Origin of the sequence: Spartinivicinus poritis, from assembly GCF_028858535.1 — a bacterium.
In the GTDB taxonomy this organism is placed as follows: domain Bacteria; phylum Pseudomonadota; class Gammaproteobacteria; order Pseudomonadales; family Zooshikellaceae; genus Spartinivicinus; species Spartinivicinus poritis.
In genome coordinates this window covers 213,413-238,978 of sequence record NZ_JAPMOU010000003.1, presented here as the reverse complement: position 1 = coordinate 238,978, position 25,566 = coordinate 213,413, and the positions used below count along the sequence as shown (strand labels likewise).

General features: G+C 40.3%; 26 protein-coding genes. 11 read left to right on the top strand and 15 right to left on the bottom strand.

Annotated features, from left to right (window positions below; translation table 11 throughout):
- Nucleotides 1–42 precede the first annotated feature (42 nt).
- Nucleotides 43–675 carry a hypothetical protein gene (locus ORQ98_RS04075; RefSeq protein WP_274687503.1) on the bottom strand — a complete coding sequence of 211 codons (633 nt, stop codon included), beginning with the start codon at nt 673–675 and terminating at the stop codon, nt 43–45.
- Nucleotides 676–847: 172 nt separating this feature from the next.
- Nucleotides 848–1,117, bottom strand: a complete 270-nt coding sequence (locus ORQ98_RS04070; protein ID WP_274687502.1) for a hypothetical protein — start codon at nt 1,115–1,117, stop codon at nt 848–850.
- 261 nt (nt 1,118–1,378) lie between these two features.
- Between ORQ98_RS04070 and ORQ98_RS04065 the strand changes: the two genes are divergently transcribed.
- Nucleotides 1,379–2,164: a type IV pili methyl-accepting chemotaxis transducer N-terminal domain-containing protein gene (locus ORQ98_RS04065; protein ID WP_274687501.1), complete on the top strand. Its 786-nt coding sequence runs from the start codon at nt 1,379–1,381 to the stop codon at nt 2,162–2,164.
- 111 nt (nt 2,165–2,275) lie between these two features.
- On the opposite strand, the gene ORQ98_RS04060 is transcribed toward ORQ98_RS04065, so the two are convergent.
- From ORQ98_RS04060 to ORQ98_RS04015, 10 genes are all read right to left on the bottom strand, one after another.
- Nucleotides 2,276–3,844, bottom strand: coding sequence for a nitrite reductase (locus ORQ98_RS04060; RefSeq protein ID WP_274687500.1), 1,569 nt, complete (start codon nt 3,842–3,844; stop codon nt 2,276–2,278).
- A gap of 18 nt (nt 3,845–3,862) precedes the next feature.
- On the bottom strand, nt 3,863–5,041 hold the full coding sequence (nirJ, locus tag ORQ98_RS04055) for a heme d1 biosynthesis radical SAM protein NirJ (protein WP_274687499.1): 1,179 nt from the start codon (nt 5,039–5,041) through the stop codon (nt 3,863–3,865).
- Between the two features lie 38 nt (nt 5,042–5,079).
- The gene (ahbB, locus tag ORQ98_RS04050; RefSeq protein WP_274687498.1) at nt 5,080–5,610 is read right to left on the bottom strand and encodes a siroheme decarboxylase subunit beta; all 531 of its coding nucleotides are present in this window, start codon (nt 5,608–5,610) and stop codon (nt 5,080–5,082) included.
- Complete coding sequence (locus ORQ98_RS04045) at nt 5,585–6,028, bottom strand: Lrp/AsnC family transcriptional regulator (protein ID WP_274687497.1); 444 nt, start codon at nt 6,026–6,028, stop codon at nt 5,585–5,587. The genes ahbB (ORQ98_RS04050) and ORQ98_RS04045 overlap by 26 nt, the downstream gene beginning before the upstream one ends.
- An 11-nt stretch (nt 6,029–6,039) precedes the next feature.
- Nucleotides 6,040–6,549 (bottom strand): siroheme decarboxylase subunit beta, encoded by a 510-nt coding sequence (gene ahbB, locus ORQ98_RS04040; RefSeq protein ID WP_274687496.1) that lies wholly within the window; start codon nt 6,547–6,549, stop codon nt 6,040–6,042.
- A gap of 2 nt (nt 6,550–6,551) precedes the next feature.
- Complete coding sequence (locus ORQ98_RS04035) at nt 6,552–7,004, bottom strand: Lrp/AsnC family transcriptional regulator (protein WP_274687495.1); 453 nt, start codon at nt 7,002–7,004, stop codon at nt 6,552–6,554.
- Between the two features lie 13 nt (nt 7,005–7,017).
- A complete protein-coding gene (locus ORQ98_RS04030; RefSeq protein ID WP_274687494.1) occupies nt 7,018–8,328 on the bottom strand; it encodes a cytochrome D1 domain-containing protein in 1,311 nt (436 codons plus the stop codon).
- Nucleotides 8,289–8,642, bottom strand: coding sequence for a c-type cytochrome (locus ORQ98_RS04025; RefSeq protein ID WP_274687493.1), 354 nt, complete (start codon nt 8,640–8,642; stop codon nt 8,289–8,291). Before ORQ98_RS04025 ends, ORQ98_RS04030 begins: the two co-directional genes overlap by 40 nt.
- A 297-nt stretch (nt 8,643–8,939) precedes the next feature.
- On the bottom strand, nt 8,940–10,640 hold the full coding sequence (locus ORQ98_RS04020; RefSeq protein ID WP_274687492.1) for a nitrite reductase: 1,701 nt from the start codon (nt 10,638–10,640) through the stop codon (nt 8,940–8,942).
- A 223-nt stretch (nt 10,641–10,863) separates the two neighbouring features.
- Nucleotides 10,864–11,175: a c-type cytochrome gene (locus ORQ98_RS04015; protein WP_274687491.1), complete on the bottom strand. Its 312-nt coding sequence runs from the start codon at nt 11,173–11,175 to the stop codon at nt 10,864–10,866.
- Nucleotides 11,176–11,441: 266 nt separating this feature from the next.
- On the opposite strand from ORQ98_RS04015, the gene ORQ98_RS04010 reads away from it, so the two are divergent.
- The 3 genes from ORQ98_RS04010 (at nt 11,442) to ORQ98_RS04000 (ending at nt 14,339) form a co-directional block, all read left to right on the top strand.
- Complete coding sequence (locus tag ORQ98_RS04010; RefSeq protein WP_274687490.1) at nt 11,442–12,245, top strand: CbbQ/NirQ/NorQ/GpvN family protein; 804 nt, start codon at nt 11,442–11,444, stop codon at nt 12,243–12,245.
- Between the two features lie 232 nt (nt 12,246–12,477).
- Nucleotides 12,478–12,918, top strand: coding sequence for a c-type cytochrome (locus ORQ98_RS04005; RefSeq protein ID WP_274687489.1), 441 nt, complete (start codon nt 12,478–12,480; stop codon nt 12,916–12,918).
- Nucleotides 12,919–12,920: 2 nt separating this feature from the next.
- Entirely contained in the window at nt 12,921–14,339 is a 1,419-nt protein-coding gene (locus ORQ98_RS04000) for a cbb3-type cytochrome c oxidase subunit I (RefSeq protein WP_274687488.1), read from the top strand.
- A gap of 112 nt (nt 14,340–14,451) precedes the next feature.
- Here the strand turns inward: ORQ98_RS04000 and ORQ98_RS03995 are convergent, their stop codons facing one another.
- Nucleotides 14,452–14,664 (bottom strand): hypothetical protein, encoded by a 213-nt coding sequence (locus ORQ98_RS03995; protein ID WP_274687487.1) that lies wholly within the window; start codon nt 14,662–14,664, stop codon nt 14,452–14,454.
- Nucleotides 14,665–15,119: 455 nt separating this feature from the next.
- Here ORQ98_RS03995 and ORQ98_RS03990 point away from each other — a divergent pair, with 455 nt between their 5' ends.
- The 5 genes from ORQ98_RS03990 (at nt 15,120) to ORQ98_RS03970 (ending at nt 21,182) form a co-directional block, all read left to right on the top strand.
- Nucleotides 15,120–16,946, top strand: coding sequence for a nitric oxide reductase activation protein NorD (locus tag ORQ98_RS03990; RefSeq protein ID WP_274687486.1), 1,827 nt, complete (start codon nt 15,120–15,122; stop codon nt 16,944–16,946).
- A gap of 314 nt (nt 16,947–17,260) precedes the next feature.
- Complete coding sequence (locus tag ORQ98_RS03985) at nt 17,261–17,764, top strand: CvpA family protein (protein ID WP_274687485.1); 504 nt, start codon at nt 17,261–17,263, stop codon at nt 17,762–17,764.
- Between the two features lie 133 nt (nt 17,765–17,897).
- Nucleotides 17,898–19,412 carry an amidophosphoribosyltransferase gene (gene purF, locus ORQ98_RS03980; RefSeq protein WP_274687484.1) on the top strand — a complete coding sequence of 505 codons (1,515 nt, stop codon included), beginning with the start codon at nt 17,898–17,900 and terminating at the stop codon, nt 19,410–19,412.
- A 9-nt stretch (nt 19,413–19,421) separates the two neighbouring features.
- Nucleotides 19,422–20,642 carry an O-succinylhomoserine sulfhydrylase gene (locus ORQ98_RS03975; protein WP_274687483.1) on the top strand — a complete coding sequence of 407 codons (1,221 nt, stop codon included), beginning with the start codon at nt 19,422–19,424 and terminating at the stop codon, nt 20,640–20,642.
- Nucleotides 20,643–20,879: 237 nt separating this feature from the next.
- Nucleotides 20,880–21,182, top strand: a complete 303-nt coding sequence (locus ORQ98_RS03970) for a hypothetical protein (RefSeq protein WP_274687482.1) — start codon at nt 20,880–20,882, stop codon at nt 21,180–21,182.
- A gap of 208 nt (nt 21,183–21,390) precedes the next feature.
- Here ORQ98_RS03970 and ORQ98_RS03965 read toward each other — a convergent pair whose 3' ends face one another.
- Nucleotides 21,391–21,717, bottom strand: a complete 327-nt coding sequence (locus ORQ98_RS03965) for an antibiotic biosynthesis monooxygenase family protein (RefSeq protein WP_274687481.1) — start codon at nt 21,715–21,717, stop codon at nt 21,391–21,393.
- Between the two features lie 386 nt (nt 21,718–22,103).
- On the opposite strand from ORQ98_RS03965, the gene ORQ98_RS03960 reads away from it, so the two are divergent.
- The gene (locus ORQ98_RS03960) at nt 22,104–23,918 is read left to right on the top strand and encodes a cellulase family glycosylhydrolase (RefSeq protein WP_425347662.1); all 1,815 of its coding nucleotides are present in this window, start codon (nt 22,104–22,106) and stop codon (nt 23,916–23,918) included.
- Nucleotides 23,919–23,987: 69 nt separating this feature from the next.
- On the opposite strand, the gene ORQ98_RS03955 is transcribed toward ORQ98_RS03960, so the two are convergent.
- Nucleotides 23,988–24,365 (bottom strand): hypothetical protein, encoded by a 378-nt coding sequence (locus tag ORQ98_RS03955; protein WP_274687479.1) that lies wholly within the window; start codon nt 24,363–24,365, stop codon nt 23,988–23,990.
- Nucleotides 24,366–24,645: 280 nt separating this feature from the next.
- Here ORQ98_RS03955 and ORQ98_RS03950 point away from each other — a divergent pair, with 280 nt between their 5' ends.
- Nucleotides 24,646–25,566: an AAA family ATPase gene (locus ORQ98_RS03950; RefSeq protein WP_274687478.1), complete on the top strand. Its 921-nt coding sequence runs from the start codon at nt 24,646–24,648 to the stop codon at nt 25,564–25,566.

Sequence of the window (25,566 nt, the reverse complement as noted above, 5' to 3'; positions counted from 1 at the left end):
GCAGGTTACACCTTTTTTACAGTGCTACTTTTATGACTATGATTAAAAATGCACAGACTGATGCTTACATCTGTATACATCAGCAATTACTGAAGTTGGTTTTGCATTTTTGGTCGAAATAATTTTGGTAATATGATAGCGGTTGCCACCCATCATGTAACTTTGGTTAGCCAATTCAGGCTCAATATTATCGGGGTGGGTTTTAGGTACAGTATGGGTGCCGAGCACTTTACACAAATTGTTTTCTATTTCTGCAAAGGAAATCGCACGTACTGAGTGAGCTCCAGGAATCAATGAGGTTCTAGCGCTATCGTTGATAACGGCTGGTGCTGATGAAGGTGGATAAACAGCGGCTCCTGTTGTCAGATCACAGCTGTACAGCTCAGCGACAACCCCGGTTGGTCTAGACTTTTTAGATGTAGATAAAACTTTAGAAATAAAGTAGCGGTTACCACCTTTTTGGTAGGTAACATTTTTTAATTCACGAGAAACATTATTAGGGTGAGCTTTGGTGATAGTGTGGGTACCTACAAACTGACACTCTGACTTCCTAGTGACTTCTTGAGGTGTCATGGCTTTAATGGTTTTGGCTTCAGGAAAAACAGCAATCTTCCGTGTACCACATCCCACTAGAGCGGTACTTGCAATAACAGTCATTACTATCGTTTTTTTCAAAGTTAACATCCTGCCTATAATCCAAGTTATCTCTAAATCGTGACATATTACTATTAATTAATCAATTAATAAACATTCAATATACAGAAGTAGCTGGACATCGATTATTTAAATACTATTTTTTGCTTAATAAGTGAACAGTTGGTAAGCATGACTTGAGAATAAAATTTATTTACTCAGTGCAGCCTGCTTTATATAGCACTTCAATAGGTATTTTCCGTATTACTGAAATACCCATGTTTCTTGAATCTACAGTAAATAATATTGCATCTATACAGGAAATATCAGCTTCTATGTAGCATATAACTTCTTGACAGATGCTATGAGTTAATTGTGAAGTCCAGCCATTTTGTTGAGCGTAGTGGGTAGAGGGCTGTTCAATGCAAACCTTAGAGTCAAGTTGCTGGCTCGCATTAATAGATGCTGTGATTAAAACTATCATTCTGTTTTTAATACTTTACCTATTATTTTCTGAAATAGGATGTAAAAAATGTTATGGGTGAAGATGGTTACTTGAAAAAATAAGTAACACGACTTAATTGCAACGTGGATGCTAGCCGTTGTTGGTAGCACAAAGAAAAGTGCACACTTTATTTTGTGCATGATTACTTGTGATGCTTGCTTAGTTGACCTTAAACAACACTTTATATCTCATATTATGTATAACGGTGTAGAATTATTTATCTGTTCTGGTGTTTAGTTTATGTGTGTAAAACGCTCTCTGTTAACTATGATTTTGACCTGCTTACTTCTACAGCCGTTTGAGCCTGTTGTGAGTGCCACAGAACTATCAATAGATGGAGCTATTAATATTGCTGGTCGTCAGCGAATGCTTACGCAGAGACTAACAAAATCTTATTTGCTTATTGGGCAAGGTGTCGCCACTGGCAAGTTCAAACAACAGCTGCAGGCTGGGCAGCAGTTATTTGAGAAGCAATTGGCTCAGTTAGCAAATTTCCTTAACAAACAAAAACAGGACGCATTGTTAGTACCAATACAGATACAGTGGTCTACATTCAATCTGCTGATAACACAGAAGCCACTACTTAACCAAGCTGGAAAGGTTATAAAGGAGGCTGATCGCTTACTGGCAGTATGCGATCAGTTAGTAGTAACGCTTGAACAACAGGCAAAAGGTAAAAAAGGTCAGTTAATTAATCTGGCAGGTCGTCAGCGGATGTTGTCGCAAAGAATTGCTATGTTATACGCAGGTTTAAGTTGGGGGGTAAAGGAAAGTGATCTACAAAAACAATTGCAAATAGCCGTTGATGAATATGATCGAGCATTAGTTATTTTAAGAGACTCTGCTGTTAATAATGGATTACTTAATTCGGCCTTGGATAAAGTCATTTCACAGTGGCGGTTTTCTCGGTCTGGTTTTAACTTTATGAAAAACAATCAATATGTGCCTTTTGTTATTGCTGCTACAACCGAGTCTATGTTAAAAAAAATGGAGCGTATTACTAGCCAGTATGAGGCTATTAATTAGAAGCGGTTTTATATAGCCATAAACAGTTACTAGAAGTACCCTCATATTGATGCCGACAGGCATCAATATAGTTGACGGAAAGGCAAGTATTTTTAGTATTTAGTTGGCAGGTTAATGGCTTGTTCCTTCAGCATAATGTGTTTTATTATATACATTATATTTACCTGAAGGTTTTTTCATAGGTAATCGTTTAACTTCCTTGAGTGTTTTAGCATCGTAAATAATAAGCGCGCCATCCATATCCCATACACTCAACAGTGCATAGCGGCCATCTTTACTGAACTCGACGTGAGCAGCATTTTTCCCTGGCATAGGGGCTAGCGTTTTGATTATTTTCAATTGCTGTTTATCAATAATATGTACTTTTTCTTTGTTTGGCCCAAAAAATACGTCAGCCCAAGCATAAGGAGAGTTCTTATGGCTGCGAATAAAAAAGCCAGGGCCTTCAGTTGGGATTTCTTTAATCACTTGCCAAGTGTTTATATCAATAATAGATATGATACCTTTTTGAATATTTGGCGTGGCCATCACTGATTGGTTGTTAATATCCCAATAAATACCTGAGCCTAGATGTGGAAGACCGGCTAATGGGATAGATGCAATTTTTTTACCTTGATCAAGTTGAATGACATTGCCAGTATGGGTTTCCCGACTGCTACCAACCAAGTGTTGATAGTTTGCATCAAAGAAAAAATCATCGAGATAGTCTGTCACAGGAATTCGTTTGATGGTAAAAGGAGGTGGTGGTAATAATAAAGACTGTTCTGGTAGTACTGATAACTGCCTAAGTTGGTTGGCGCCCTGTTGATTATATGGAATTTCCCAAACTTCTTTAACATCCTTGAGAGCAACAATAAAGCTATTACGAGGAGGGGCAGTATAAACAGCGCTGGCTCTTGATGATTTACCATGGCTATCATATACGGGAATAATATCTGCTACAGAAAGATCCTGGCTGTTGAGTAATACCAGAGTATTCGGTAAATAATTGGCTGCCATAAGATAATGACCATCTGCACTGGCTGCTAGATTGCGAGTATTTAATCCGACTCGAATCTCGGCAGTTATTTGCAAACTATAGAGATCAAACTTACTCACCCAGCCATCCCGTGAGGCAAAGTAAACAAATCGTCCATTGGGAGAAAATTTAGGGCCGCCATGTAAGGCATAATGACTTTTGAATCGATGTATTGGTTTAAACGTATCACCATCTAAAATGGTGACATGGTGATCGCCACTTTCCACAACCACAAATAGGTTCATCATATCTGCCTGATATGTCGGCTGTTTTGGTAATTGGTGCGTTGAAACAAGAATACGATGAGAGTTGTTAATTTCTGTTAGTGTCCATTGAGGCACTTTAGTTGGAGACTGATAAATAAAATCAACTAAAGCAGTTACCTGTTGTTGATTCAAAACAGAGGAAAAGCCCGGCATTTGAGTGGCGGGCCTGCCATCATTAATAACGTTTTCTGCTGCAGCAGGCTTTAGACGAGATAGATTGCCAGGTAAGAGGGCAGGTCCATGGCCGCCTAAACGGCTTTTACCATGGCAAGTTTGGCAGTGTTGTTGATAAAGTACTCTTCCATCTGTTACTGGTTTTGTTTGAGCATACCCTAGGTTGTTTAGTTGTGATAATGTAACCAAAAAATAAGTGGCAAAAACAACTATTTTGTTCACTGATGTCTACTCCTTTATTCATATTTGTACCACTGCAATTTCATTATCATTTAAATAACAACCTGGATCTTCACCCCAAACATCACCAGTAAGTGCATAGGCACGGGTGCGAGTATTACCCCCACAAATTGAGAACTGTTGACAATGGGAACATCTCCCGGTTATTTTCCTTGGTTGCTCGCGTAATCCAGCTAACAACTGATCATTATTATTAAACCAAATTTTTTTAAAGGATTTATCTTTAATATTTCCTAAACTATAACTCCACCAGTAGCTATCTGGATGGACATTACCCATATTATCAATATTGGCAATATGGACGCCTGTAGCATTACCACCCCATTGTTTAAGATGCTGCTCTAACAGTTTAAGTTTCTGCTTTCGTTCAGTATTTTTTAATGACCGAGTGGCTAAGTGCTGCTTGGCCCATTGAAGTAAAAAAGGACCATCTGCATCATTATTGCCGGTTACAAAGTCAGTATTACGCTGTTCAATAAGGTGTTGATAACTTCGTGCAAATAATAACTTAACGGCATTACGAGTAACTTGTGTTGAAGCGTCTAATTTAACACTACGTTTGCCACGGCCAGAGTAGTTTAGGTGCGATAGGTAAAATTTATCTACATTTAAATCTTCCATTAAGTCAAGCAGCTGAGGCAATTCAATGGCATTTTGTTCAGTTAACGTAAAGCGAATACCGACTTTAATATTAGCCTGCTTACAGTAGTTAATCGCTGCGAGAGAAGCCTGGTAACTTCCTATTTGTTGTCGAAATAGATCATGGGTTGTTTCCAGACCATCTAAACTAATGCCAACATAATTAAATTGAGCATTGGCAACCTGTTGAATATTGCTTTTATTGATTAGTGTACCATTAGTAGATAAAGCAATAAAAAAACCTAAGGTACGTGCGTAAGCTGTTAATTCGTATATATCAGACCTTAATAGTGGTTCGCCGCCAGATAATATTAATACAGAGACATTAGCTGCACGTAAATCGTCCATCACTTGCTTTGCTTCTGTAGTGGTTAGTTCGCTGTGAAAATGGGTGTTGGCAGAGGTAGAGTAACAGTGGCGACAAGTTAAATTACAGCGTCGTGTGAGATTCCAGATAATGACAGGTGCTTTAGGGGGTGATGGAAAAGGAGGAGGTGACTCCTGCGTTAAGCAACGCATAAATTGACTGATACGAAACATAGTGGGTGCACTTTTAATTTATAGTTGTAAAGAGTCATTTAAGGTAATAGTCGTAATCCTGTTTTTTTTAAGATTTTACTGCTGATCAGTATATCATCTGACTGACAGGCATTGCCCAATACATGACGGATTTGACTGCGATAACTTTCTAGCGTAGCTTGTTTACGAGCATGAACCATAGCAAATAAATTAAAAGGCCACTCTGGTAAATGCCGTGGACGAAGATAACAGTGGCTAACAAAAGGTAATTGAGCAATTTGCTTACCTAATGGTTTAGCTTGAGAGTCTATAATATCCCATACTGTCATACCATTATAACGATAGCCTAATCGATAGTGATTAGGTACGGCTGCAATACGGCGAATAACTCCTCGCTGCTGCAACTGTTTTATAATAACTAATGTCTCAGCTACTGATACTTGCAATTGCTCTGCTAACCACTCAAAAGGTTTCGGTATGATAGGTAATCCTGATTGTGTCAGAACCACTAGTTTTCGTTCAATAGGCGTCAGTGAATTGCTAAGTGGTTGGCCGGAATGGGGGTTAAACGGGGAGGTATAAACCGACATAAAACTCCTCCTGTTTTGGCATATTATAAACACATAAGCCAGTAAGAGACTCTATTTGGGTAATAACATCGACTATTTCATCAGTTTGTTCTGTGGCTATGACAAACCACATATTCAGCTGGTGTTGACGTTGATAATTATGAGCAACTTGAGGAAAGTGGTTAACAATATCCGTGACTCTATCAAAATCTTCATTGGGTACTTGCATGGCTGCCAGAGTAAAAGCACCACCAAATTGATTAATATCAAATAATGGGCCAAATCGTGTTAATAAGCCGGAATCAAGCATCTTTTGCAATTTATCAATCACCTGCTGCTCAGTGCAAGAAAGCTCATTAGCAATGACTTGAAATGGATGTTCACAAATGGGGATACCTGTTTGTAAGCGGTTAAGCAGTTGTCGGTCTACATTATCCATTATTGGCTATATTATGATTTGCGAAGGCTGTAACGCCCACCTCTTTGTTTATATACTTTATTACTAAACAGTATTTCATAAGGTATTTTTTGTAGTTGATGCCGAGCAATAATTTGTTTTATTTCATTACAAACCTGTTGTTTTTCCTTTCCATGAATCATACAAAATAAATTATAGGGCCATTCCGGCCGTTGTCGTTTACGTTGGTAACATAAAGTAATAACTGGTTCATTGGCTAATTTAGCACCAACTTGTTGTACATATTCATCATTAATATCCCAAACCACCATAGCATTGGCATGATAACCTAAAGCGTGATGACGAATAACTAAGCCAAATCGGCGGATAAGCCCTTGCTGCTGCCATTGTTGTACAACGTCTAATAATGCCTGTTCAGTTGTTTGTAACTGTTTTGCCAATGTTTTAAATGGTCTATGTTCTAATGGTAGACCTTGTTCTAAAAATGCTTTTAGTCTTTCTTGTTGGTTCAATGTTAATTGATCATTTATAGCTGGTATCATGATTAACTATCCCAGTTAATCGGAAAGGCTAAGTCTATATAAAATGCTTCCTCCATGGGTAAAATTAAAGGAGAAAGACCAATATCTTTGGTGATTTTATTGATTACTTGGGTTAAGTGATCTTGATCATGGGCTGTCAGTACAAACCAGAGGTTATAATAGTGTTCCCTGGCATAGTTATGATTGACTTCTGGATATTGATTAACTTTTTTAGCTACAGTATCTAGTTCATCCGTTGACACCGCTAAAGCAGCTAAAGTACTAGCACCGGCAGCGCAGTGGTTAAAAACAGGACCAAATCGAGAGAGAATATTGTTATCTGTTAGCTGTTGGAGGGCGTTAATAATATCAGATTCTGTAACACTAAGTTCGTTTGCTATTGCTTGGTAAGGTGTCAAGCTAATATCACTTAATTTTTGGAACTGACTAATTAATTGTTTTTCTAGTGCTTGCATGATTAGTTCCCACTCATAAACCAATTTGATGCGCTCGACTGGTAAAGAAAATACCACTTGGACTGTTTGCAGGAAATGTGGTTGATTTTTTAAAAGTAGCAGGGTCATAAACCTGTACTTCATTATTGTCCCTTACTGAAAGCCATAACTGCTCCCCTTTGGGTGTAAAGGACATGTGAAGGACTGCGGGCCCTGGCTTAAATTGATGTATAATATGGTAGTTTTCTGTGTTGATCACTTGTATGGTATCGTTATTAGGATAAGCAAAATTAACCCATACTTGGCGTCCATCGGGCCTAGCAACGGCAAAAACAGGCTGACCATGTACTGGAATGGTAGCAACCTGTTGCCAACTGTCGGTATCAATGACTAAAATGCTATGTTGCCCGACTGCTGGTACAAAAGCATAACGCCCGGCTACAGCCCAGCCCTCTAAGTGTGGCATTTTATAAACTGGCAGAGTTTGTTTATTGTTATTATAATTTGGCAAAATCCGTTGAACCCCTTTTTCTAAGTGCCATAAGTCCAGTAAAGCGAAACCGCTCTCGCCAAATAATCCCGCAATATAGTAGCGACCACTAGGTGTAATTAATGCATCGTATGGCTGCTTACCAATATTGGTGAATTTTTGAATCTCCCATTTTTTGTTATTGTCTTGATTAATATAGTCAGCCACCCAAATTTCGTTGGTATCAAATAGACTGAAAACAAAACGATTTCCAGGTGCGTCTACCAGTCCAACCACTTTACTATAAATGGCTTTCTTTTCTGTGCTTGTATTCAATGGTGTGGCTGTAATATCAGCGGCAAGTTCTAACGTATCTGATGAAAATATTTTGATGCCTCCAGGGGTGTAGTTAGACACGGCGATCCATTTACCATTTTGACTAATGGCTCCACCAATACTATTTCCTGACTGAATAATTCGGTGATCAATTTTATCTTGGAGTAGATCAACCTTAGTGAGTCCGCCATCTCTTGCAAAAACATAGGCATAACGTTGATCACGAGAAAATACGACAGAAGCGTGTGATAAGTCACCAAGTTTGTCGACTTTTGCTAAGGGCTCTTGTTGTGTTGTATTCACAACTTGGACAGAGCCAGTTGCTCGTTCAATGATTACCCCTAAATCACCTGTTGGTCTTAGTTGATGATTTTGTAACTGACAAGCACTTAGCGAAATAATGAAAAAGGTAAGTAATAGGGGAGAGTAAATGCTGTGCTTAAAGTATTTTGTAAAACCCTTAGGAATTAAGTCTGACTGTTTTACTGTTGTAGAAAGACTCATTCGATGACTCCAGTTTTTAGCTGTTGTGCTAACCATGTGGCATCCTGGGTTGAGAGTAGGCCTTGCCAAGGTGGCATAGCCGTGCCTGGGCGACCATATAGAATGGTGTTAATAATTAGTTCAATAGGCTTGTTTTCAAGATCTTTCACTAATAGTGGTGGTCCCAAACCTCCCTTTAACAACATGCCATGACAAGACCCACAGTCCTGTTTTAAGAGATGAAGCAGTTCTTGTTGCTTTTTTATGCTTGGAGTACGATGGTTTGTTTCACCATAAGCGAAAAGGGAGCTATTAGTCATTAACGTTAATGAAAAAAATAAAGTAAATGATGAAGAAAATCGTCGTACCATCGGTTTTTACCTGGTTGTTATAGGACTTCCCCCTCATCCTAACCTTCTCCCCACAGGAAGCTGACGCAAAACTTAGCGAATATGGAGTGACAGGGTGTTCTGTAGCTGCGACAGGGATGTCGCTTTAGCTCTTGATGGGCTATGGAAGGCCCTTCAAAAGCGGCGGAAGAATATCCTGTTATTCCATATCGGACACTAGACTTATTTTCAACACCCTTTTACGACAGCCTCTTTGGCAGAAGGTTAGTATGAGGAGGCGAGCGTAAATGCTTATCAAATTGGTTGTAAAAATATCTCCTAATAAATATCGAACCGAGTATTGTATACGTTAAATTTACCAGTAGGTGTCACTAGACGTTTATCATCAATGACTTTTTTCAGCTTTAATGTCTTATCATCTACCACAACAAGCGCTGACCGTTGCTCTTTACCATTCCATACAGAAAACCAGACTTCATCACCGGCCTTATTATATTCAGGTTGAGTCACTCGTTTTGGTCCTTCACCTAAATTAGCCCATTCAGCGATAGGTAATACTTTATACCCTGCATCCAGGTTTTTGAGGGTAAAGACTGCAACGGATTGACTGATTTTTTCATCAGGGTTAAGTGGTGTGTCAACATAAAGGTGTTTAGATTTAGGGTGGGTTTTTATAAAGAGAGAACCACCACCTTGGCCTTGTAATGTAGTGACTTTTTTCCAAGCGTATTGAGGATGATTTTTAGGATCAGTACCAATAAGGGCAATTGAGTCATCACCAAGATGGCTTGTAGCCCAAACGGGCCCGAATTTAGGATGCTCAAAGTTAGCACCACGTCCCGGATGAGGTATTTTACCAACATCGACAATAGCTTCTAACTTGCCTTTACGTGAATCAATAACAACAATTTGGTTTGATTTATTTGCTGCAGCCAGGAAGTAGCGGTGAGTATTATCCCAGCCACCATCATGAAGAAAACGTGCTGTATCTATTGAGGTAGATTTAAGATTATTAATATCCTCATAGTTAACCAATAGTACTTTACCTGTTTCTTTAACATTGACAATAAACTCTGGCTTTTCATGAGAGGCAATAATCGCTGCAACACGAGGTTCTGGGTGATATTCTTGTGTGTCAACGGTCATACCACGAGTAGAGACTATTTTTAATGGCTCTAAAGATTCACCGTCCATGATGACATACTGTGGTGGCCAATATGAACCTGCAATAGCATACTTGTCTTCAAATCCCTTATATTTAGAGGTTTCTACTGAGCGCGCTTCCAGGCCAACTTTAATTTCAGCGACACTGGCAGGTTCTTTCATCCATAAATCAATCATATTGATTTTAGCATCACGACCAATGACAAATAAATAACGTCCAGATGAAGATAAGCGGGAAATATGAACGGCATAGCCAGTATTGATAACTTTAATGATATCTTTAGTGTCTCCATCAATTAATGCGATTTGTCCGGCATCCCGTAAAGTGACTGAAAATAAATTGGATAAATTGAGCTTATTTAATTGCTTTGTCGGTCTGTCTTTTGGTTTGATAACCACTTTCCAGGTTGCCTTCATCTCCTTCATACCAAACTCTGGTGGGGTGGGTGGGGCGTGCTGAATATAGTTGGCCATGAGCGTAATTTCTTCTGGGCTAAGCTCATCTTTCCAGCTAGGCATACCGCCTGGAGAGCCAAATTTAATAAAAGTTTCTAAATATATTTGGCCTTTTGCTTGTGTTTCCTTCGGTACTAAGGCTTTTCCCGTTGCTCCTTTTCTAAGTACACCATGGCAACCAGCACAACGTTCAAAATAAATTTGTTTAGCTTTACTAAAGTCTGTATCTGATAAATCTGGCGCACCAGGGGTTCGTACAACTTGAGCACTTGCTGGTGGTACTGTTGACGAGGCACCTTCATATTGTTTGGGGGCGTTTGATTCTTTTGCAAAAAGAGAGGTTGAAAGTGGCAATGAGCTTGCCAAAAAAATAGATAATACAAATGAGGGATAATGCATAGTTGCAGCTCTCCTTTAGAGTGCTCATACCTACTGTGAACGATTATACCCTTCGTATCGGTAGTTATTGACCGCTACGCACGTATAAAATTAATTGTGAAATAAGATTAAATTCGTCGTAACAGATTAAAAATACTTAAACTAATTTAAAAGGTATAATAATGCTATGACTACTGTAAATGAGCAAATAACCTGTTAGGTTTTCCTTTTTTTAACTGCTTACTCATTTTAAAGAAGTATAGTATGCAGCAAGATTGTTAATATCATCATCACTAAGTGACTTGGTAATGCCTGCCATCATAGGATCATTACGTTGGTTATCACGAAAGGCTTTTAGCTGTTTAATCAGATAGCCTGATTTTTGCCCAGCTAAGTTTGGCCATAAGTCATTAGGGCTGATTCCATTGACACCATGACATCCATTGCAAAGAGAGGCTTTTGCCTTGCCTGCTTCAATGTCTCCTGAGGCTTGTGTAGTGGTTAGTGTGGCTGATAGTAAAGAAAAGCCGATTAAAAATAGAGGTAGGATTTTCATTTTACATCCTCAATCAGGATACAGCATATTTTTTTTATTTACGGTTATTGATTGTTACACTGAGGCAGACACTTACGCTTCAGATGTTAATAAAATAACAGCACTTTTCTTATAATTTGATAATAGCGCGATAAAAAAAATAAAAATTGATCAATATCAACATAGTTTGAGGTCATGCTTGTTGCTGTTAGGAATGATGATAGGCTGATCCATACCCTACGCTTTGAGTATATCATTGCTTTTTTAGCATAAGAGAATGCGAAAAAATGACATTAGCCAACAACCTTCAAAAGTCCATGTTACCTTACTATCAGCCCCAAGCGAATGAAGTTGAATTATTTGAGTATGCTTTTCGACATCAATTGCCAGTATTGATTAAAGGGCCAACAGGATGTGGTAAAACGCGCTTTGTTGCACATATGGCAGAACGCTTGAAACGTTCACTGTTTACAGTGGCATGTCATGATGACCTGACTGCAGCTGATTTAGTTGGTCGGCACTTAATTGGGCCTGAGGGTACATGGTGGCAAGATGGTCCGTTAACTTGTGCAGTAAGGCAGGGCGGAATTTGTTACTTGGACGAGGTGGTGGAAGCACGAAAGGATACTACCGTTGTACTACACCCGCTGGCAGATGATAGACGAGTATTACCATTAGAACGATTAGGCGAGCAATTGGTGGCTGCACCTGAGTTTATGCTTATTGTTTCCTATAATCCTGGTTATCAAAATTTATTAAAAGGGATGAAGCCGAGCACTAAGCAGCGCTTTGTATCAATCCGTCTTGATTACCCTAATGCAGGTATTGAGCGACAAATTGTTACTAATGAAGCTAATGTTTCTGATGGGCTGGCAGGACGTTTAGTGGAACTGGCTACTGCTTTAAGGCGACTGGAGCAGTATGATTTAGATGAAGTGGTTTCAACTCGATTATTGATATATGCAGCGAAGATGATTGATAGTGGTATGCCTGCTCATCATGCTTGTCGCGCTTGTTTGGCAGAGCCATTAACCGATGATATTGCGATAGTAGAAGCGTTAATGGATGTTGTCAGTATTTACTTTGAATAAATGGCTATTTTTTCGCGAGTTACCTTTAGGTTGAAAATACTCTCATAAATTCCCACATAAAAAAAGTGGTTAAAAAAGCAAATTGGATAATCATTGATTTTTATCAATAGATACTCGTTTACACCTTATTACACTAACCATGCCTGATAAAACACTTGGTGTCCACACAAGCTGTGTTGCTATTTGTTAAAGGACAGTTTGGGCATCTCTATAATACAAAAGGGGAGAAACCATGTCAGATCGATTTACCAAAGGCATGGCCAGGAATATATATTACGGAGGCAGTGCTTTTTTTGTATTACTATTCTTGGCATTAACATTTCATACAACACGAGAGTTACCACAACGAGATCATCGTGAAAATTTAACTGAAGCGGTAGCAAACGGTAAGCTGATATGGGAGGAAAATAATTGCATTGGCTGTCATACGTTATTAGGTGAGGGAGCTTATTATGCACCTGAATTGGGAAATGTATTTTATCGTCGAGGCGGAGAAGACAGTTTTAAAGCTTTTTTTCAAGGCTGGATGAAAGCACAGCCTCTGAACGTGCCTGGTCGAAGACAAATGCCACAATTTAATTTAAGTGATCAAGAAATAGATGATTTAGCTGAGTTTCTTAAATGGACCTCAAAAATTGAGGTGAATGACTGGCCACCCAATCAGGAGGGTTAACAGTGCTACATACATTGAAATTTCAATCACAAGTGGTGGCAAAACCCTATTTTATTTTTGCCTTAATTTTATTCGCAGGACAAGTATTATTCGGCAGTATACTTGGTTTGCAGTATGTGATAGGTGACTTTCTATTTCCAGCTATTCCATTTAATGTAGCTAGAATGGTTCATACTAATTTACTCATAGTATGGTTATTGTTCGGATTTATGGGGGCTGCGTACTACCTGGTTCCTGAAGAGTCCGATGTAGAATTACATAGCCCAAAACTGGCTATGTGGCTTTTTTGGATATTTGCAGTTGCTGGAGTGCTAACAATCTTAGGGTATTTAATGGTGCCTTATGCTAGTTTGGCCAAGTTAACGGGTAACAGCCTATTGCCTACGATGGGACGAGAGTTTTTAGAACAGCCGACAGTCACTAAAATAGGCATTGTCATTGTTGCATTAGGGTTTCTCTATAATATTGGAATGACAATACTCAAAGGCCGCAAGACGGTTATTAACATGATTCTTATGACCGGACTGATTGGTTTGGCAGTGATGTTTCTATTTTCATTTTATAACCCTGAGAACCTTGCCTTAGATAAATACTTTTGGTGGTGGGTAGTACACCTTTGGGTTGAGGGTGTATGGGAATTAATTATGGGCGCAATATTAGCCTATGTTTTAATAAAAATAACTGGCATTGACCGTGAAGTTGTTGAAAAGTGGCTTTATGTTATAGTGGGGATGGCATTAATTACCGGTATCATAGGCACTGGACATCATTATTACTGGATTGGCCCACCTCCTTATTGGAAATGGTTAGGTTCTGTGTTTTCTGCTTTGGAGCCATTGCCCTTTTTTGCAATGACACTATTTGCCTTTAACATCGTCAATAAACGGCGTCGTGAGCATCCAAATAAGGCGGCTACATTATGGGCTCTAGGTACAGCATTGGTTGCTTTTTTAGGTGCAGGTGTATGGGGTTTTTTACATACGTTAGCCCCTGTTAACTACTATACGCATGGCACTCAAATTACAGCTGCGCATGGCCATTTAGCTTTTTATGGCGCTTATGTAATGATTGTGTTGACTATTATCTCTTATAGTATGCCTAAACTAAGGGGGATTGGAGAGTCGAATAGTAACCGCGCCCAAGTATATGAAATGTGGGGTTTTTGGTTAATGACATTGGCGATGATTTTTATCACCTTGTTTCTAACAGCCGCAGGCATTTTGCAAGTTTGGTTACAACGATTGCCAGAAGATGGGCAGGCTTTAAGCTTTATGCAAACACAAGATCAAATAGCTATTTTTTACTGGTTACGTTCAATTACAGGTGGTGTATTTTTGATTGGAGTTGGTACCTATTTTGTTAGCTTCTTTGTTGGTGAAAAAAGTGAGGTGACTGAGGTCGCAGTGGCGGCTAACAGCTAATAAAAATGCAACCGATATTTTATCATACCACTTGCGAATCATGATACACAGCGAAGCCTAAAAATTATTCGCGAAGCGTATAAAGCATTGAAAAGAATATCGGTTGCATTACTTATTCTACATTTAATAATTGGTCTAATATATCCAGCGCATCCTCAACGGAGGAGTGTTCAACATTATCCTCAAGCAGTTTATGAGCTTTTAGCTCGTAAATTCGCTTAAAAATAGCTCGCATAAAAAATTGGTCTAGTGATATATCACTATTATCAATAAGAGATTTTGCTTCTTGTACTAAATGATTGGGTAATGTTAATGAGTAGAGCATGTTAAGTATCCAGTTACGTTATAGTGTTTATTATACTCGATAACAGAAAAGGAAATTTTTATCAAAATTTTCACAAATTTAATTGATCTAAGTTAACACTAGTGGTTAATGTGTAAGCTTGGGTAAGTGTCTTCAAAGTCATTCTCTTTTGACAAGGTGCTTTTTTGCAAGCATAGATGGCTCACCTCAAGAAAACGTAACATAGCCAGAGGGAGCAGGAGCATGGGGAAAAGTTGTTGCCTTTTTTGTGCATGGTCCAATAGACATCTACATTGTATTACCTTGATATTGGTCAAAAGTAACTGGGCTAATTCTTGGGAATATTAATACTAATTAGTTGGATTAGCATATATATTATCCACAATTCATTTTTAGGTGTAGAGCAAACAGCAAGAATACTCACAGTGAAGGGGTATAAAATTCATTCGCGAAGAGTATAAATTAATGGAGAGCAAATGGAGGAGTGGGTAGGCAGCCTTTGGCATCGTTTTATTACCCGCCAGAGTGTTGATGAGTTTACATCCGCACAAGTGAGTTTAGTTGAGGTAAAGCGCTCAGTTGGAGTATTGTTTCGTGCATTAGGGGGAGAGCCAGGCAAGCGTATTGAAGCGGCAACCCCCAGAGTATATCAACAGCGACGCCGACTCATACAACAGATTGCAGGTACTTGCTTGCAAACTTGTGTTGCCTGGCAAGATGATGAGTCATTGCGTTTACCACCAACAATTGCCGTCTTTCCAACAGTGGAATTAAACCGCTCGCTTTATCTGTGGCTAACTGCATTGGCTGCCCATCAAAAACAGCCTTTTAAGCACTGGGCTTGGGATAACCAACAACTTGTACAACAATTGCTGGTGAATTATTCTGGTTTAAACAGTTTGTACCAGCAGTTACTCAAAGCATTATTACCATTACGGCCACCCATCGATCATTTACCTGCTGCAGAGGCTGCACTGGAGCGAGCCGTACAAGCTGCACTTCAGGTGCCGGGTAGTATTGATACATTTCCACGTTGTGATGTGGCACCACAGCCAATTCCTTTATGGTTGTATCCATCTGCTAAGCTACCATTCTGCCAACCATTACCACAGGAATCACCTACAGAAACAAATACCAGTTCAGTGTCTCAGTGTCAGCAACTAGCAGCTCGCAAACGGGCAGAGCGAATTAATGATGCTAATGAGCGAGATGGATTATTGTTGTTTAGATTGGAAAATCTGTTTAGTTGGACTGAATACAGCCATCTAAATCGCTGTTCAGATGAAGGAGATGATGATCAAGCGAAACGTGTGGCTGATGACTTAAACTGTCTTGCAATTGCTCAACAGCAACCGACGCGCTCAGCACAGCTACGGGTAGACTTGGATCTACCGGCAGCCAGTCAGGATGATATTCCAATAGGGGATGGTATTTTACTGCCTGAATGGGATTATCGTCGGCAGCAGCTAGTGCCAAACCAGTGTCGTATTCAACCTATGTTGCCTAAGCTAGCAAAAGCTGCTGCGTTACCTAAGAAACTGGTAAGAACTGCTAATACACTGCGAGCTCATTTTGAGCGCTTGCGTACCTTACGGTATTGGCAACGTCATTTACCACAAGGAGAGGAGTTGGATTTAACCGCTTGGCTGGACTTTTATATAGAGACTCAGCATGCTCAAAGCCCTGAGCAAGGGTGTTACCAAAGTTATCGTCGTCAGCAACGGGATTTATGCTGCTTGTTACTAGCAGACATATCTATGTCTACTGATGCCTATTTACAGCAAGATGGTCGGGTGATTGATGTAATACAAGACAGTTTGTTGTTATTTGGTGAAGCGTTACAGGCAGTACGTGATCCGTTTGCTATGTATGGGTTTTCTTCTGTAAAGCGCCAGCAGGTTCGGCTGTTAATGCTTAAAAATTTTCAAGAGCAATATAACCATCAAGTAAGGGGGCGTGTTTTGGCTTTACAGCCAGGCTACTATACCCGGATGGGTGCGGCTATTCGGCAAATGACCAAGGTATTAGCTGCACAACCAGAGTCGAAACGACTATTGTTGTTGATTAGTGATGGCAAGCCCAATGATATTGATCATTATGAAGGCCGTTTTGGTATTGAAGATACCCGGGAAGCGATTCGAGAAGCTAAACGACAACAAATAAAACCTTTTTGTATTACTATCGACCAGCAAGCCGCGGATTATTTGTCTTATATTTTTGGTGTTGATGGGTTTACCGTTATTCGTCAGCCAACACAATTACCTCACCAATTACCCCAACTTTATCAGCAGCTAACGGGTTAATTTAATGGCGCAGCATGACCGTTGTTTGTACTGTAATTCTTGTGTAAATGAGATATTAATTAATAAAAAGGCAGACTGCCCGGTTTGTGGTATGCCCTTGCCCAATCAGTCAAGTTTTTCGAAAAAAACTAGTAGGCAAAAGTGGTTTAAATTAGGCTTCATTTTATTGGGGCTTTTTTGTGGATTGATGATTTACTGGTTGCCACGTTAAACAATTATTAGAGGTGCCCTAAACGGTTTCTGCTTGGGTAATTGGATTAGCTTTGTTAGAATCCCTGCGTTTTGCAATTGACTAATGTGGGGCCATAGTGGTTGTGAGTTTAATCTGGGTCGACTGGCTAATTATTGGCATTATTGTTATCTCCAGTTTGTTAAGTATCCGGCGTGGCTTTTTCCAAGAAGCGGTTTCCATGTTAGCTTGGTTAGCAGCCATTATTGTTGCCTGGATGTTTGGTGGCAGTTTATCGCTGTTGTTTGCCGATTATGTTGAGACACCCTCTGTACGGGTGGTCCTTGCTTGTATTGTATTATTTTTAGCGACTTTATTATTAGGTGCCATTGTCAGTAAGCTGTTTGGTGAGCTGGTTAAAGCAACTGGGTTTACGGGCACTGATCGTTTTTTAGGTGTGGTTTTGGGGGCTGGCCGGGGTGCTTTGTGTGTCGTATTACTGGTTGGTGTGGCAAGTCTGCTACCAGTACAGCAAGATAGCTGGTGGCAGCAATCCCAGTTGATTCCTCACTTTTTAACCGTGGCTGACTGGTCCCGGCACCATTTAATGGAGCTCATTGCTCCCTACATAAACACGAAAGCACAATAAAATATCTGAAAAACACCTGTATTGACCTACAATACAGGTGTTTTTCTTTGTGCATAAGCAAACTAAAATGGGTCTAACAGGCAGGCTCACAAGTTCTAAATGTCTAGCTGTAAAAACTGAATGAGGTAGCTTCATGTGTGGGATTGTCGGAATAGCGGCAAAATCGAATGTTAATCAGGCCCTCTACGATGCATTAACGGTGTTACAGCATCGAGGACAGGATGCAGCAGGTATTGTTACCTGTGCAGATACTCGGTTTTACCTGAGAAAAGACAATGGTTTAGTGCGCGATGTATTCAGAACTCGTCACATGAAAAGGCTGGTTGGTAATATGGGGATTGGCCACATCCGTTATCCAACCGCAGGTAGCTCCAGCTCAGCTGAGGCACAACCATTTTATGTAAACTCACCTTATGGCATTACCCTGGCGCATAATGGCAATTTGACTAATGTTGAAAAAATTAAAGAAGATTTATTCAAGGCCGACCTGCGTCATATTAATACCAACTCAGATTCAGAAGTTCTATTGAATGTATTTGCCCATGAGCTTCATGCATTAAAACAGTTAACTCCCTCACCTGAGCATATCTTTCAAGCTATTAGCAAAGTTCATCAACGCTGTGAAGGTGGCTATGCAGTGATAGCTATGTTAGTGGGTTATGGTATTGTTGGATTTCGTGACCCTAATGGCATTCGCCCAATGGTTTTTGGTGAGCGGCAAACCGAAGCGGGCACTGAGTATATGATTGCGTCTGAAAGTGTGGCGTTGGATGCCCTGGGTTATAAAGTGATTCGGGATGTAGCACCGGGGGAAGCCATCTTTATTGATGCAGAAGGTCAGCTGCATAGCCAGCAATGTGCACCTGCCTCTAAATTGCAACCCTGTGTATTTGAGTTTGTTTATTTTGCTCGACCTGATTCAATTATTGATGGTAGCTCCGTTTATAAAGCCCGGTTGAAAATGGGGGAAAAACTAGCAGATAAAATCCTTAGTGAGCGTCCTGACCATGATATTGATGTGGTTATTCCAATTCCTGACACCAGTCGTACATCAGCATTGCAGTTAGCCAATCGGTTGGGTGTGAAATTCAGAGAAGGCTTTATTAAAAATCGCTACATTGGTCGCACCTTTATTATGCCTGGCCAAATCGAGCGGAAAAAATCAGTCAAGCAAAAATTGAATGCCATTGATTTAGAGTTTCGTGGTAAAAATGTCATGCTGGTGGATGACTCGATTGTACGAGGAACCACGTGTAAACAAATTATTGAAATGGCAAGGGACGCGGGCGCGAAAAAAGTTTATTTTGCCTCAGCGGCACCGGCGGTACGCTACCCTAATGTATACGGCATTGATATGCCGACAGCTAGTGAGCTAATTGCCCATGGTCGTACCGATGAAGAGGTAGGCACATTAATTGGTGCCGACTGGTTAGTTTATCAAGACTTAAACGACTTGATAGGTTCAGTTACAGAAGGCTGCAAAACCCAGTTTGATGGTTTTGAGTGTTCAGTATTTGATGGTAAATATATTACGGGTAATATTGATCAAGCGTATCTGGACCGCATTGAATATGATCGCAGTGATGCGGCTAAGGCTGCTCGGGTGAAGTCTGATAATGCCATTATTGACCTGCATAACGACGAGTAACGGATAAAAATGTCAGAACAAATTTTTGATAGCGATTGGTATGGCTCCGATTTATCTGAAGCGGCGTTTGCTACATTAGCCGTACGAGCAGGCCAGCGGAGAACCCCAGAAACAGAACACGCTGAGCCTATTTTTACAACATCAAGTTACGTTTTTAAAAGCGCAGCAGATGCAGCAGCACGATTTGCTGGCGACATACCGGGTAATGTGTATTCTCGTTACACCAACCCAACGGTAAGAACCTTTGAAGAGCGAATTGCAGCGCTGGAAAAAGGGGAGCAAGCTGTTGCAACCGCTTCAGGAATGGCTGCTATTTTATCCACTTGTATGGCACTGTTAAAAGCCGGTGACCATGTTGTTTGTTCTCGCAGTGTATTTGGCACTACGACTAATATTTTCGATAAAGTACTGCGTAAGTTTGCTATTGATACTACGTTTGTCGACTTGGTGAATATTGAGTCATGGCAAGCAGCCATTCAGCCCAATACCAAAATGCTGTTTTTAGAAACGCCTTCTAATCCTTTAAGTGAAACAGCTGATATCCGACAGTTGGCGGATTTAGCCCAACAACATGATGCACTGCTGGTGGTGGATAATTGTTTTTGTACGCCGGCTTTGCAACAGCCACTCACCCTAGGGGCCGATGTTGTCGTGCACTCCGCGACTAAGTTTTTAGATGGCCAGGGCCGTTGTGTCGGGGGTGTAGCCGTTGGGCGCAATGAGTTAATGAATGAAGTGCTGGGCGTTATTCGTACTGCTGGCCCTTGCATGAGCCCGTTCAATGCCTGGGTATTTTTAAAAGGCTTGGAAACACTGGCATTACGAATGGAACGCCATTGTGCCAATGCCCTTGAGCTGGCGGAGTGGTTAGCCCAACAACCTGGTATTGAAAACGTCCATTATGCAGGCTTAATTGACCACCCACAGCATGAGTTAGCCAAGCGTCAACAAAAGGCGTTTGGTGGGGTACTTTCTTTTGAGGTAAAAGGGGGTAAAGCAGAAGCTTGGCGTTTTATTGATGCCACTAAAGTTGTGTCAATTACAGCCAATTTAGGTGATGCCAAAACAACCATTACCCATCCTGCTACCACAACTCACTGCCGATTATCTCCTGAAGATCGTGCCAATGCCGGTATAAAAGATTCGCTTATTCGAGTAGCAGTTGGCTTGGAAGCCATTGACGATTTAAAAGCAGATATGGCGAGAGGGTTAGCGGCAATTAATAAATAGTAAGCACTGCAATCATCACCTTTAACTAAAAAGCCAGAAGCAATGAAAAACTTCTGGCTTTTTGTATTTTAGGAATAAATTTTAGGAAAAATAGTAAACTCATTTCTTTTAGTATTATTTATTAATCAAAATCCTAAAGTAGAACAAAAAATAATACTTGCACTTTATTAGAAAAAAATTAACAATGTTTTTGCTCATAAGGATGGAGTGAGTGTTAATCACATTAAGGAACAATTGATGAAAAAAATACTAATTGCCACAGTTGCTGTTGTATCCGCTATAAATGTATATGCAAATCCATGGTTTGAAAATACTTCGGCGATGTCTGAACAATTTAATGCGGCAGCTCAGTCATTAAAAGCAGCCTATTATATGGATGTTCCGCTTGCCGAAAAAGCTTGTAAAGAAACATTATTGGAAGAGTATGGGCATCTTAGTTCGCCAGAAAAAGCTGAAATGTTAGCTGGTTTGATGTGTAGTGCTAGTTCTGATAAAAATTTAGTAAAGTTGTTAGAAAAAGCAGCCATGAAAGTTGAGTGATATTTGATTTTTTTAGCGTGATGCAAATCTCTTATAAAGGGTTTCCTACGCTAACTCTAGTTTAAATAAGTATTTTAATGAACCCAAGGAGGTTTGGCACCTTGGGTTCTCTAGTTTAAATAAGTATTTTAATGAACCCAAGGAGGTTTGGCACCTTGGGTTCGGTTTGTCATTATTTAAATATTGTTATAGCAGTGCCCAAATATCCTTATGATCCTCCGCAGCTACTTCCTGCTTGGCAAGCAACAACTGTCGACAGTTCTTTGTTAATGCTAGTGTTGTCAATTAAGGTCATATATGCCTGAGTTAGCTTACTTTCCATAAATTGATTAGCGGCAGCCTGTGCAGCTGCTTCTGATTCCCAATAATTAATACCTAGCCACTCTTCAGCTGTATTGTTAAAACTTAATGACCGGTAAAGGAAGCCTGGTTGTTGCAGAATAAATTGCTGCAAAGCCTGATTGGCGGTCTCCAATTCAGCTTGAGTGGCATCTGCTTTTAATTTAAAACGGAATAGCTCGATAAACTCAGACATGTTTTTTGCTCCTGTTTTGACTATTAAGTCGGATCTACTAAAGTGAGATTACTCATATCACCTGTTTATTGGGTCATACTTGAGTGAGAGTGAGATGTTAAAAGGGGGCTCCTGACAGCATTCTGTCAGTATACTTTTGGCGAATCTTTTAAATTTCGTTTTGTAGGTATACCTTGTGTGGCTTTGGTATTAGGCTGGCAAGTAAAAAATTATAAACGACAACACAGCAATAGGATAAGATGGCCATGAATCGTCTACAGGGATTAGTAGAGGAGTGGGGAATAATTGCTGCAGTGATTTTACTGATTCTTATGTCAGTGGAGTCATCAGAAAGTAATGCTGTATTGACGGGGGCAGGGACAGAAATGACTGGCAATGCTAATGCCATGATATCCCAAGCGGCTTTCACTCCCTCTGAAAAAATGTGCCCAGCTCAAAAAGGCAGCGTGGATCGGTATTGGACACTGACAGATGAGTCCGGTCGTGAGGCTTATTGGCAGGGTTTTAATGTATCTGGCAGTGTCAAGCTAGCTGAAACAGGGTTTAAACCTTTCAAAAATCTTGCAGATGCACAGCAAACCTTTCAACAAATTAAACAACAAACTGGCGCCAATATTGTACGTTTTACCCTAGCATGGGAAGGAGTGCAGCCTGAGCCGAACGTTATTGATTATCAATATTTAGCTGATATTACTGCACAATTAAAGCAAGCGATTGATCAAGGCATTTATGTCATTCTAGATTATCATCAGGATTTATTTAGTCGTCATTTGTTTAATCAAAAGTCATGGCATACAGGCAATGGAGCACCGGCTTGGGTTGTGCCAGACGAAGATTACCCCCCTGAATATTGCGGGCCTGTTTGTTTTAGCTGGAGTCAGCATAATATTACTGATAAGGCTGTACGATTGGCTTTTCGTCGGTTTTGGGCTGATGCCACAGTGGAAACCACAGTGGGTCCAATTAAAATCCAAACTGCATTTTTAGATCAGCTGGCCGCTACGCTTGATTATATTCGTAAACAGCTCTCAAGTGATGAGCTGTCGTATATGCTGGGGGTGGACCCATTTAATGAGCCTGTTGATGGTGGTATGGAAGGGCTTTCTCCCAAAGAGTGGGATAACCAGGTACTGTGGCCTTTTTATCTGCGAGTTCGTCAAGTAATGGATAACGCTGGCTGGCAACAGCAATATGTCTATGCAGAGCCATTGGTCTTTTGGAATACCAATGCAGGTGTGGTAAGACCAACCGGTGGTCATCATTTAAACCAACCACCAGGTAAAGGCTTTATATTTAATAGCCACTATTATGATGCAGCAAGGATGAGTTGGCGATTGCTTTCCGTAAAGTCTGGTAGTTATATAGATGCTTTTGATCAAATAAGACAGGAGGCAAGTTTTTTACAGCTACCCTTGTTAGTGAGTGAATTTGGTATGTGGCTTCATGGTAAAGGGAGTAAGGATCCTATTCGAATGCTAAAAGGCCAGCGTCAAGGAATGGCGTTATCTAAGTTAACGGACGATAAGCGGCCAGCTTTTTGTTCTCCTTTTATTTCCGCTACCCAATGGCACTGGGATATTTACTATAACAATCATCATGAATATCAAAATGGCAATCCTGATAAGTTGATTACCAAGTGGGATGCCTGGAATGATGAGAATTTTTCTGTGGTGTCTAACTATGGTAATACTTTTAATTTGCCAGCGCCTTTGTTGCAACGAGCTTATCCTGAACGGATTGCTGGACAGTTATGGCATAGTTATTTTAATGACATAACCTCAGATAAAAAAGGTCGCCAGTTGCACTGGGTTGGGATTAAACCATTAGGAAGTGACAGTGTAAAATGGCAAGATAAGCTTTTTTTCTGGGCAACCTGGCAAGGTAAAGGTAGTGGTGATAGCTGGTTTTATTTACCAACAGACATGGCCAAGAACGGCTTTATCGTGTTGACTGAGCAGTATTTGCTTTCCTCTGATCAGCTGACTGAGCAAAAAAACAGAGATATTCAGTGGCTACCCTCAACAAAAGGACCATTAGCAGCAGGGGGACGGTTAGTGGTAAAAAGTCAAAAAGCAAAAGAACAGTTTTTATTGGTTATACCTAAGCACGGCGCGAATACAATGTTAATTGACTGGCCTTTGCTTCAGAATCGCTTGCAAGAAACAGTTGTCAGTCAATTGAGTCCTTTAGTACTGCTTTGAGATATTAGTTTTTTTGGGGCTGAAGGACTAACTACTGACTAACTATAATAGTCAGTAGTTAGTGTATTTCTATCCTAGGTATTCTATCATGATTCTGGATATTTTTCCGTCAAGGCCATTTTTGTAATAGCTCTCCACCTTTACATTGCCATTATCCAAGTCTGCACTACTATTGAAGCTACTCACAATAACGGAGTCATTAACGTCATTTGTGATGGTCACTTTGGCCCAGTCGTCATCTTTTTCAGCAGAAGGGCTATCATACACCCAGATAATCGTTGGGCCAGGGATGCCTTCCAGCTTCATTGATCTAATTTCGTCATTAACAAAGTTATAATCACCGTTTTTACACTCAATATCATAGCTTTCGCCACCACTTAAGATATCGCCAACTCTATCTTGTGTTGCGCCATTGCCTTCCCAAAAAGTGATTTGTCCTTTTGACATATATACTCCTATCCTTGAATAAAAAGTGAGCTTTGATGGTTAGGTCTGTTTGTTACTGCTTTTAGATTTAGATATTGCAAACAACTTTAAATTAGCTCAAAAGCTATTTTGTAATTGTTGGCTTGTGAATATTTTTACTATGATTCTTTTTCATGGGTTGTGTTTGTTTTGTAATGATAATGCAAACTAATAAACATTTATTCACTTGATTTTGACACTCAAGCAGGTAGATTTGGTTAATTGGCTACACTCGTTGTTTTAAACTGGGCATTATTAAAATATGCAAGAATTAATAGAAGCATGTATTACAGAAATTCAAAAAGCACTGATTGGTAAAGAGCAACAGATTCGCTTGTCATTATGTTGTCTTTTTAGTGGTGGCCATTTACTGATTGAAGACTTACCTGGGATGGGCAAAACGACCTTTGCGCATGCTTTAGCACAGGTGATGGGGTTTAGTTATAGCCGGGTACAGTTTACCAGCGACTTACTGCCAGCTGACATTTTGGGGGTGTCGGTGTTTGAGAAAAAGTCTGGGCAGTTTGTGTTTCACCAAGGGCCGATTTTTGCGCAAGTAGTATTAGCAGATGAAATTAACCGGGCCACACCCAAAAGCCAAAGTGCATTGCTAGAGGCGATGGAAGAACGACAGGTGTCGATTGAAGGAGAAACCCGTCAATTACCAGAGCCATTTTTTGTGATTGCCACTCAAAACCCAATGTCTCAGGCGGGCACTTTTCCCTTACCAGAGTCTCAGTTAGATCGCTTTTTAATGCGCATTTCTTTGGGGTATCCTGATCCTGCTGCTGAGCGTGATGTATTATTAGGCAACAGTGGTCGGGTTCAGCTGAGCCGAGTGAAGCATATTGTGAGTGCTGATCAGTTGAAACAAATTCAACAGCAGGTGGTGGATGTGAAGCCAGCAGATGCCGTATTGGATTATTTACAGCGTTTGTTAACCCACACCCGCCAAAGTGAAGACTTTGCCTATGGCCTATCACCCCGCGCAGGTCTGGCATTGCTTCGCTGTGCACAAAGCTGGGCATTTATGGCTGGTCGTGATTATTTAATTCCGGAAGATGTACAAATGGTACTGCCAGCGGTGGTTGAGCATCGGCTTCGTGAACATAGTGATATGCAAGGTCGAACCGGCGAAGCCTTAGGCCAGCGATTATTACAGGCTGTACCTGTGGTTGTTTGA